We start from the raw sequence: 9,099 nt of genomic DNA, 5'->3' as shown, positions 1-9,099 counted from the left end.
TGGCAACTGGATGGCCAGGGTATACTGGCCGGTGCGCGGGTCGACGCTGTTTTCCAGGAAGCTGAGGAAGTTGAAGGCGTTCGAGTGGATGATGGTTTCTGTGGTCATAGGAACTCCATGCTGCACCGTAATAAATTGAATCAGGCTCGCTCGGAACAGCAGCGCCCACTTCGACCCGAAGTCCGGGCGCCCTACGAGCAAGCATCAATAAGGTTGGACCTGATGTGCATCACTGCCGGGAGCAATGCCGCCATCGAAAGCATCAGACCTCCCACCAATCTCTGACTGAATGAATGGGATGGCTGGCATGTTCGAGGGCGGCTAGGCGGTAATTGGCGGCTGTGCCGCTTTCAATGGCAGAGCCAGACGCTACTCAATCTTCACGTCACCAGGTAGACAGCACTAGGGTGTTTCGATTATCCGGCAATGTGGGCGCCGGAAATGCGATCTGAACGCGGTGCAGATTCCCGTCCTCATCGCGCAGAGAGAAACGAAGTGCTGAGTCCAGATGCTTGCGATACGCCTGCTCTTCTCCCCCATCGCCCATACTGTCGTGCCAGTACGGCAGGTCGTGCACGCGGTTGAGGCTAATCATCAAGGTTCCCGGCGCGGGTACCTGACCTGTTTCGAATACGCTCCTGAGCTTGCTGAAGCTGACGTCCTTTTCCGCGACCATGGTCTGCAGCCAACTGCTCAGGGTGACGTTTTCCGGCGCCGGCGTGTCAGCGTAAGGTTTAGGGTTGAAAGCAACCCCCAGATAACTGGCATAGGTTTCTGCAAATTGCTCACTTTCCCAACGTACCGCTGAAATCTGGCCCTCGATCCGACACGTCGCGAATAGCGCTGGCAGCACACCCTGGCGCTTGTATTCCAAGGTCCAGTAATCCGTCGACTCCTTACGGTAACTGAACTCGTCATCTCCTATGGTCTCACCCAAGCCATTCCATACGCGCTTGCGTGCGAAGGTGTAGTCGGTCAGGGCTATGGTCGGCGGGGCCTTGCTGCTGATCCTCACTATGCCTTTCAGATCACGCGAGTCGAATTCGCCCCCCCCGTCCTTGGTAAATTTGGCGTAGAGCTCCACGGCTGCACTCGGTTTGGCACTTTGCAGATACAGTACCCGCCTGACAGTGGCCTTTTCGCCCTTTTCAAACGCCCCAGGCTGTTGTCCGTCTGGAGTGCGGAAGCGATTCGCAAGATTGTTGATCGCCCAGGGCAAGCCACTTTCAGGGTCCATGCCCTCCTGGCCGGGTTCGATGAACGGTACTTCGGCATTACTGACATTATCGTAGAGCTTCAGTGTTGATAGCTCTGTTGGCGTCAGCGGTATCTCAAGCTTCTCATCACCGACTGCTGCCGTTTCAATGGTGATGAGTACCTGAATCTGTTGATGGCCATTCGCATAGCATTCGGCGCTGCCGCGTACGCTTAGCTCGAACCTTTGCAACGCGCGCCAGGTAGGCGGTGTTACGTTTTCTTGCAACAGTTCGACAATCGCGTAACCACTCGAACGATTATTGATGTCGGCCATGATCACGCTCACGACCCCTTCCGCTTGTTCAGGAGGCGTGAACAAGCCTTCTTCATCGATGAACCCTTCACCAAAGTGACTCCATGTCACGTCTTGCGGATCACGATCATCAACCGTGAACTGAATGGGCACCCCCGCATCGGCCGAAGGTACATAGGCGGGGCTGACTGTCAGGTCTGCCGCGTAGGCGATGATCACAACCGTAGCGTCCGCGTAGGCGCGGGTACTGGTGTCGGTGACACGTATCGTCTGCAGCCTGATTTCCGGAGTGGGCTCTTTAGGCTCGGTGGGCGTGAATTGCGCCAAGGTCCCGCTGATGACATCCAAGGTTCCCAGCGCTTCGTCCTGCAGCGACCACTCGACGCTGCCGCCGCTGGTTTGCGCGACCAGGTCCACAGGCTCCATTCCTTTGCTCCATGCCACGACTCGGGGCGCAATGGCAAGTGGCTGCGCAACCTCGACCACCACGGCAATACGCGACTGATCTACCCCTGCGGCCTGAAAGCGGTTGGAAACGACGACAACCTGTTCATTTTGCCTGAACCGTTTGGCGGGCAGGGCTGTGTAGGTACCTTTGTCAGTGATGGCCCCGGTCGCACCGCTGAGGTTGAAACCCTCCGCCGCCCAGGTCGATGCCGCGCTGGAGACGGCTGTTGCATTCTGTTTCAAGGTGAAGCTGCACGACTCGCCTGCCACCACTTGCGTACGCATCGGTTCGACAGTGAAGGTACGCTCGGACGTCTGGACATTGCCAAAGACGACGTGATCGAAAGGATCGTGCGATTCATCAAGGCTGAGTCGATGTGCATTGGGCAGCTGCACACGCTTTGCGATCGGCATCGAGCCTGCCTCGGCCACTGAGCCGTTTTGCGCGAAACGTGTCAGGTGTTTGGCAAGCAACAGCGTCGCATTGTGCTCGCGCACACCCTGGGTACTGACGTCATCGGGGATGAGATAGGGGAAGCCACTGCCGCTTGTGGGCAAGCTGCCCGGTGCGGAGTTGGCTCGCAGTTGACAGAACAGCACAACAGCCCCCTCCCCTGCCTGTGCAGTATTAGGGTGAGGCTGGGTCAACACGTTGAAACGCTGGATACCCAGCGGCTCGTAGTCATTGAAATCGAGCGCCGCGATGACGAACGCTTTGCGATAGGCCGGGTGATCCTTGATGCGCTTGCCCAACACTTCGCCAACGACGATGGGCGCTTCCAGCGTCTTGCCAAGGTTGCACCTGAAGTCCGAGGCGGAGGACAAGTCCAGCAGCAGCTTGCCATGATCTTCCGCAGAACCGGTGCGCACCCCAAGGTCAACTTTCATCGTGAGGTGATAACCCATGCCCTCACGCAGGTTCATGCTGTCCCGAAGTTGCGGTGGGCGACCTGGCAAATGAACCCACGTGGTGTAAGTACCTGTCAGGATGTTCATCGACAGCGTTAGCTTGCTGTCGCTCAAGGCAGCGTCCGCGAATGACACCTGTGGTACACCCAGCACCATGTTCGACAATGTGACTCGCTCTTCATGGGTGTCATCGGTGCTGAAACTGGCATCGAACGGCAAGAGAAAACTCAGGTCGTTGAACGATGCGAGGTACTGCTGTTCGAGCATACGGTTGATCTGCGAGCGATCCATGGCAATGATCGCTCCCCAATCGTGCATGACATCACCCTGGGACAGACGAGCCAGTAGCTGAGCTTTGCTGTTGCTGATCATGATTGAACCTCACCCTGTGTGGAAACCAAGCATTCAGAGGCCTGGGTGACCTCTGGTTGAATAAATGGCAGGGGCAGGATGGCGTAGGTCCAGTACCAGTTGCGGCTATCTTCCTCAATCGCCGCCACTACGGCGTACGGCGTGCTGCCCGAAGCTGGAGGGGTATACAAGCCGTTCTCGAACGTGCCGTTGCCGACCACCAGAAACCATTGGTTGAGGTCCGGGTCCACGGGCCGCTCGCCCTTCTTGTCCCTGGTCCAGTGGGTCAACTGGATGGCTGTGCCTTTTTTCTCATAGGTGAACCAGTTGGTCTCAGGCTCTAGCGGCACTAACACATCAATGGCTTGCTGCGTTGCGCCAGGTGCGCTGACCAGAATCTGCTCGTGGCCCAGTACCTCGGCCAAGTCTTCCGAGGCGGTCCACGCGCCCGATGCACGATGCTCGAGCCAGGCGTCGCTGATTTGCGCCACCTCGAGCCCGCGCTGCTCGTCAAAGATTCGAATGGAAGCGCTGCTGGCAGCAGGCGAGACGTAATATTTACCGGACAGGTCAGGATCGATTGAGTAAGCGTCCTTCAGTTCACCCTTGGCACCCTCTGACAGCTTCCACGTGAGCGCCTGCCCGCTGAGCGCAGCCGCCGTGATCTTGTAGCTGACCTTCCCTGTCGATACGGCCATGACCAGCGGGTCGACACCAATCTGCCGGGTAACGAGGTGAATCAGGGCCTGGCTGCTGCTGCCTGCCTCGGTGCGGGCCGTGACGATGACCCGTTTGTGCTGACTCGAGGGCATTTTCGATGCACTGGGCGCGGTGTAAATGCCGGTTCTCTCATCAATGGAACCGACATCACCAGTCTCGCCGGCCACATTGCTGACCGACCAGGACAGTCGCACGCTGGCGGGGTCGCACGTGAATGTGAACGTGCTACCTGCAGAGATGATCTTTTCGACGGGATTGATCTGGAAGCCGGTAACGGACGGCGCCAAGTGGCCGGGAAGTGTCATATCGCCCGGAATATCGGCAGCGGACGGACTAGCGGTTTGCTTACCGCCTTGAAAAAGCAGACCGTTCAAACGAAACGCGTCAATGTTATCACCGACCACCTTGAGCTTTTCGATAGCCGCACCAACGACGCCCAACACATAAGCGCGGATGACTTCCTTAATCTCCTCTTGGTGCGGACCCAGTTCGCGATCTCTTAGTAGTATCTCCCAACCTTCACCAATCTCGAACTGCCGCGTGTCATAGACTTTACGGAATTGAAGGTGGCCACCCGTGACATCCAGTTCATATCGAAGGTGAACCGACCAGAATGGGCGAATTGGCACACCAAGTGTGTTTCCTGACTTACCTTGCACTGAAATCCAGGTATCTGTTACACCCGACCACCAACCGGAAATGGTGTGATGTGCATCACCGTCGAGTTTTTTACGATAGACCTGGAACGACGTCTCCTTATCTGACGCTTCACTGACGAACCTCAAACTCTGCTCGTGTACTGTAATATTCTTTGTATTTTCTGTTTTCCCGCTGAACTCAGGGAGTACGATAAGTCCACTATTCGCCTCCATCCCTGTGTAATGCGCTCCACTTTCGCCGCCCAGAAAGGTAACCTCCACCGGCTGTGTGGGCTCTTCTGCATTTACCATGCGGCACCACTGCTTAACGAGCGCTTCGAAAAAATACCTGCCAGACAGCAGAATATTCATACTGAAATTGTCTGGCAGTAAGTAATGCATGTCCTCATCTGAAGGCGGCAGCGTTCCCGACTTACCGTTTTTCATCTTGATGAAGGCCAAAACGGCTCCGTCGGCGGCCTGCTCGGCGGCCTCTTTTACAGTGGCCGCGACCGTGTCGCTTGCCGGGGCTGCATGCGTGCGGACGAGGAACGTTTCAGGCTGTAAAAAAGCAGCGGGATCAACCCCAAATTTATTGAGCTCGAAGTGTTGCTTTTCCTCCGGCCATGCTTCGAAAATTTTCTTGAAACGCTCACCTCCCAAGCGATTTTCTTCGTCCGTGTCCGCAAACGTTAGGTAAAACTGCGTGCCCTTGGTCATGTCGATCTGTACGGCGCCCGCATCTGTGACGCTGCCTGCCGACTTCTCCAGTTCGATACGCACATGCAAGGTGGCGCCATTGAGCGCATCCGCCATCTTCAAGCGGGTGATTTTAAGTTGCGAATCACCCATGACCCTGCTGATACCCAATTGTCGACCACCGACGATACGCATCGACAAGTCCGCACGCGAACTGGCGATCGAGGCATTTTCGAACGACAACCTCGGTTTATCGAGTACATAATCGTACGTGACTTCCCATCGTTGCCCTGGCGTAATTTCAGTGGTGAACGTCAGCGGTTCGAAGTAACTGTTTGTCGAAAACCGCTGAATATATTCCTGCATCAACAGGCGGTTCGCTTTGTTGCGGTCATACGCCAGAATCGCATCCCATCCCAAGGTCCTGGGCGCTTGCGACAAATAGGCAATGAATTGCTCCAGTGATTCTCTGGCCATGATGACACCTCATTCTTTATGCTGTAACAGCTCTGTTCAGGGGTTCAACGTCAGCCGCAACGGTGAAAACGGTACGGTCACGTCGTTGTTATCGACATTCTCGAAATTGACGCTCACCTCAAGGGTGAACGTCTCCCCAAGCTTCTGCTCGCGCAGGGTTGCCAAGGGAATGCTGGCCTCGACACGTCGGCTGTTTGCTTCAGACTCACTGACCGCAGTGGCACGGATGATTTTTACCAACTGGGCGCCCGTTTGCTTCACGCCTTGAAATACGATGTTCAGTTTTTGCCCGCTGGCCATGAACGGCCACCCTGCCAACTGCAGTGCAGCGCCCTCTCGTTCGGCTTTGCTAAGCGACAACACTTGCCCCTGAGCTTGCGGACAGCTGATCTGTGGGTAGCTCTGGACAGGAAGTGGCTTGATCCGCAGGTGGTAACGAGAAGACTCGACGTACGTCGAATCTGCCTTCACCAGCCGGTAGAACACCGGAAAGCGCTTGTCCTTCGCCTCCTCGGTAGGCTCCATGTTGGCGGCAATCGCCGCAGCGGGTACTTTGAATCGCCAGGGCCAAGCGGGGTCGGCGGGTTCGCGGGTGATGTGAGTACCGGCATTCGGGCGGCCCGCCCAGTGCACCTCCACAACCTCACCCTGCCTCAGGCGCACTTGAGGCACGTTCACGTAGGCACCCGCCATTGCATCCTGCGCGGCCAGCCAGCCCGAGTTAGGGTAACTACTCCCCTCGGCAGTAGCCTGCTCGATCTGCACTGGCAGCAGGTCCCTGGATTCGACGATTTCGATCTCGAGTGGTTTGGAGCTCATACCAAGCCCTTCGCGGGCACATTGATAGGTCAACACCAGGCGCTCTGTGGCCATCAGGTGCTCCGGCGCAAGCCTGAACCACAGGCGCCCCGTGTGCAGGGAGCTCAAGTCGGTGCGCAGGGCAGCCGCCCCGACCTGCTTGTCGGTGTGCAAAAGCGCCCAGTCCGATGCATGCAGGTCCGAGTACAGGGGCAAACGCACACGCAAACCATCCGGGAACTCGACAGGGTCCAGCACACCCCCGCTGTAACCCTCGACCGTGGGTTCTGGCAACAGTGTCGCGGGCATCGCCCCCATCCTGAAACACTGCGTCGGGCCCTGGACCGGTTCCGCGATGCCCGCAACGATGATCTGGTAGGACACCTCGGCATAGCTGCCCGGAAAATCCAGCCAGTCGAATTCAATCTTTGGAACCGTTCGCAGAATGGGCAGGCCGACTGCTGACTCCTCCAGCACAGGCTCCCTGTCGGTCCAATCAGGCAATTGCTCACCATTGAAGCCGCGAAAAAGCAGCTTGACGTCATCCCCAGCCTGCATTGACTGGTACGGCGGAATGACGAATGTCACCCCTGTATTGTCGAGTGACGGTGGGTCGATCCACAGCTCATGGGATTGCAATGCCTGAGCGACGGGCATGTGCTCCATCCGGTGTGGGCGCACACCGACAAAACAAAAGCGCCGAGGTGACGTCCCCAGGTCCGGTGTGGTAACTGTGTAAGAACAAAAGGCGTAACCCTGATCGGCCTCGACCAGATAGCGATTGAGCACTCGCACCTCCACCAATTGCTTGGCAGCGTCGAAATTGTCTTCGCTAACCTCGACGTGCACATTGAGTATGTCCAGTGCCTCCCCATCGGGCGACGCCCCCCACCAGCTGAAGTAGAAGGCGTCGTCGAGTTTGATCCCGTCGTAATGAATGCCGATGGTGAGGTCATTGCTGCCAAGCACCGCAAGGTCTATTTCATCGTAGGCATTGAGCAAGTTAATAGTGGGCGCATTCAGTGCAGCGTGCGTATCGCGCTTGACCGTCTTCGTCAGCGGCATGGCGTATCTCTCCGTGAGTGTTCATGCACTCAGTTATAAGACCGCCCAACGCCTTGGCCAACTGGTAAAACTACTAGGTACGGCTCGCCGGCCCGTTTTATCTGCGCCGAGGTAATACTGGTAGTTTTACCAGGTGTCAGAGGGGGAGGTACTCGATAAGCTGGTCTCGTCGCGTTTGTTTCCCGGTATGAAAGTTTCCCGGTATGAAACAAGCCTTGTATTCCCTATTTCGCACAGCGCTCACGCTTTTCCTGAGGACATTTTTATGCATTCCAGACACTTATTAATCGGCGTGTTGTGTTCCACCTTTTATGTAAGCGCGGTGCCCGCAGCGATGGCCGCGGAGGAGGACAATGGAACAATCGTCTTTTTAGATCCCGAAAGTGCTAAGTGTTCTTTGTCGTTCCCTGGTCCGGGCGCAGGGAAGACAGTGCAGTACAACCTGACAACGGCGGGTGCAGCGGGGCCAGGTAATTGCAAAGATTTTAAAGTCCGCTCAGTGGAATTGGAAAAACTCGCGTCTGCAGCGACCATTCTGATGACAGAAAGCCCTTGGTGCGATACGTCAGCAGGCAACAGCGATCACTGGATGAGGTTGAAAACCATCAGAAACCCGACCAAAACGAAAGCCTATGAAGTTGAAGATCTTTACGCTTACACAAAAGGGGCCATCATCACCCCGGGACTTGAAATGGTCGATAATTATCTGAAGTCCGGCGAGTCGGGGCGTGATACCGTCAAATGTATCCAAGTTGCTATTTCGTCTGCGCCGGGCGGCCCAAAGATACCCGCGGCGAACGCCCTTCCTGCGTCTCCTGCATGGTCAGAAGACATAGGAGAGAATTGGTCATACTATGAATGCCCTGTCGGGCAAGTCATGACAGGCCGTCGGCACAAAGGTGATGAAAACGGCAACACGGCTTATCAATGTGCAACGTTGAAGCAAGAAGGCAATACGTTGGAAATCAAGGACTCTCGCTGGCTTGATCCGCTGTGCGAATCTGGCGATGAAAAACAATGTAAGACTACTGCATCCGGTGGTTCACCCGTCGTACAGGCTGAACAGCCGCCTACCGTGCAAGCTGCCACCGGCATATGGTTTAACTGCCCAAGTAACGAAGTGCTGGACGGCCGTCAGCACTACAGTGATGAAAATGGGGAGACCAAATACCGCTGCGGGAAAGTCTTCAGCGGCACGCGGCAATTGCAGGTGATGCCCGCAACAACCTGGCAGGCGAGCCAGAAAGAGAGCAGCAGCGAATTCACCTGTGCCCCCGATAGCGTGATGGTGGGCCGCTGGCATGAAGGTGATGAGAACGGCAATACGCGCGTTCGCTGCGCCACGTTGCGTTGATCTGTCACCACCTGCCATAGGAGCTTACTGTCATCATGAATAACCACTCGAACGCCTTCAACTTCCTCAGCTTCCTGGAAAACAGCGTCGACACGCGCACCGGCCAGTACACCCTGGCCATCCAGTTGCCC

General features: G+C 56.3%; 4 protein-coding genes. 1 reads left to right on the top strand and 3 read right to left on the bottom strand.

Annotated features, from left to right (window positions below):
* Positions 1-385: 385 nt before the first annotated feature.
* The 3 genes from PPA02S_RS22295 to PPA02S_RS22285 are packed head-to-tail and all read right to left on the bottom strand — an operon-like array spanning position 386 to position 7,614.
* The gene (locus tag PPA02S_RS22295; RefSeq protein ID WP_028633717.1) at positions 386-3,238 is read right to left on the bottom strand and encodes a hypothetical protein; all 2,853 of its coding nucleotides are present in this window, start codon (positions 3,236-3,238) and stop codon (positions 386-388) included.
* On the bottom strand, positions 3,235-5,751 hold the full coding sequence (locus PPA02S_RS22290) for a hypothetical protein (protein ID WP_028633718.1): 2,517 nt from the start codon (positions 5,749-5,751) through the stop codon (positions 3,235-3,237). Before PPA02S_RS22290 ends, PPA02S_RS22295 begins: the two co-directional genes overlap by 4 nt.
* A gap of 36 nt (positions 5,752-5,787) precedes the next feature.
* Entirely contained in the window at positions 5,788-7,614 is a 1,827-nt protein-coding gene (locus PPA02S_RS22285; protein WP_028633719.1) for a hypothetical protein, read from the bottom strand.
* Between the two features lie 265 nt (positions 7,615-7,879).
* Here PPA02S_RS22285 and PPA02S_RS23090 point away from each other — a divergent pair, with 265 nt between their 5' ends.
* A complete protein-coding gene (locus tag PPA02S_RS23090; RefSeq protein ID WP_154660073.1) occupies positions 7,880-8,968 on the top strand; it encodes a hypothetical protein in 1,089 nt (362 codons plus the stop codon).
* Positions 8,969-9,099 lie beyond the last annotated feature (131 nt).

It is taken from the genome of Pseudomonas parafulva NBRC 16636 = DSM 17004 (genome assembly GCF_000730645.1).
GTDB lineage: Bacteria > Pseudomonadota > Gammaproteobacteria > Pseudomonadales > Pseudomonadaceae > Aquipseudomonas > Aquipseudomonas parafulva.
The sequence above is the reverse complement of the archived record's forward strand: the minus strand, read 5'-3'. Positions and strand labels throughout refer to the sequence as shown.

Excerpts from the sequence above, each read along its gene's own strand:
- PPA02S_RS22295 (WP_028633717.1), bottom strand. The coding sequence starts at position 3,238 with ATGATCAGCAACAGCAAAGCTCAGCTACTGGCTCGTCTGTCCCAGGGT.
- PPA02S_RS22290 (WP_028633718.1), bottom strand. The coding sequence starts at position 5,751 with ATGGCCAGAGAATCACTGGAGCAATTCATTGCCTATTTGTCGCAAGCG.
- PPA02S_RS22285 (WP_028633719.1), bottom strand. The coding sequence starts at position 7,614 with ATGCCGCTGACGAAGACGGTCAAGCGCGATACGCACGCTGCACTGAAT.
- PPA02S_RS23090 (WP_154660073.1), top strand. The coding sequence starts at position 7,880 with ATGCATTCCAGACACTTATTAATCGGCGTGTTGTGTTCCACCTTTTAT.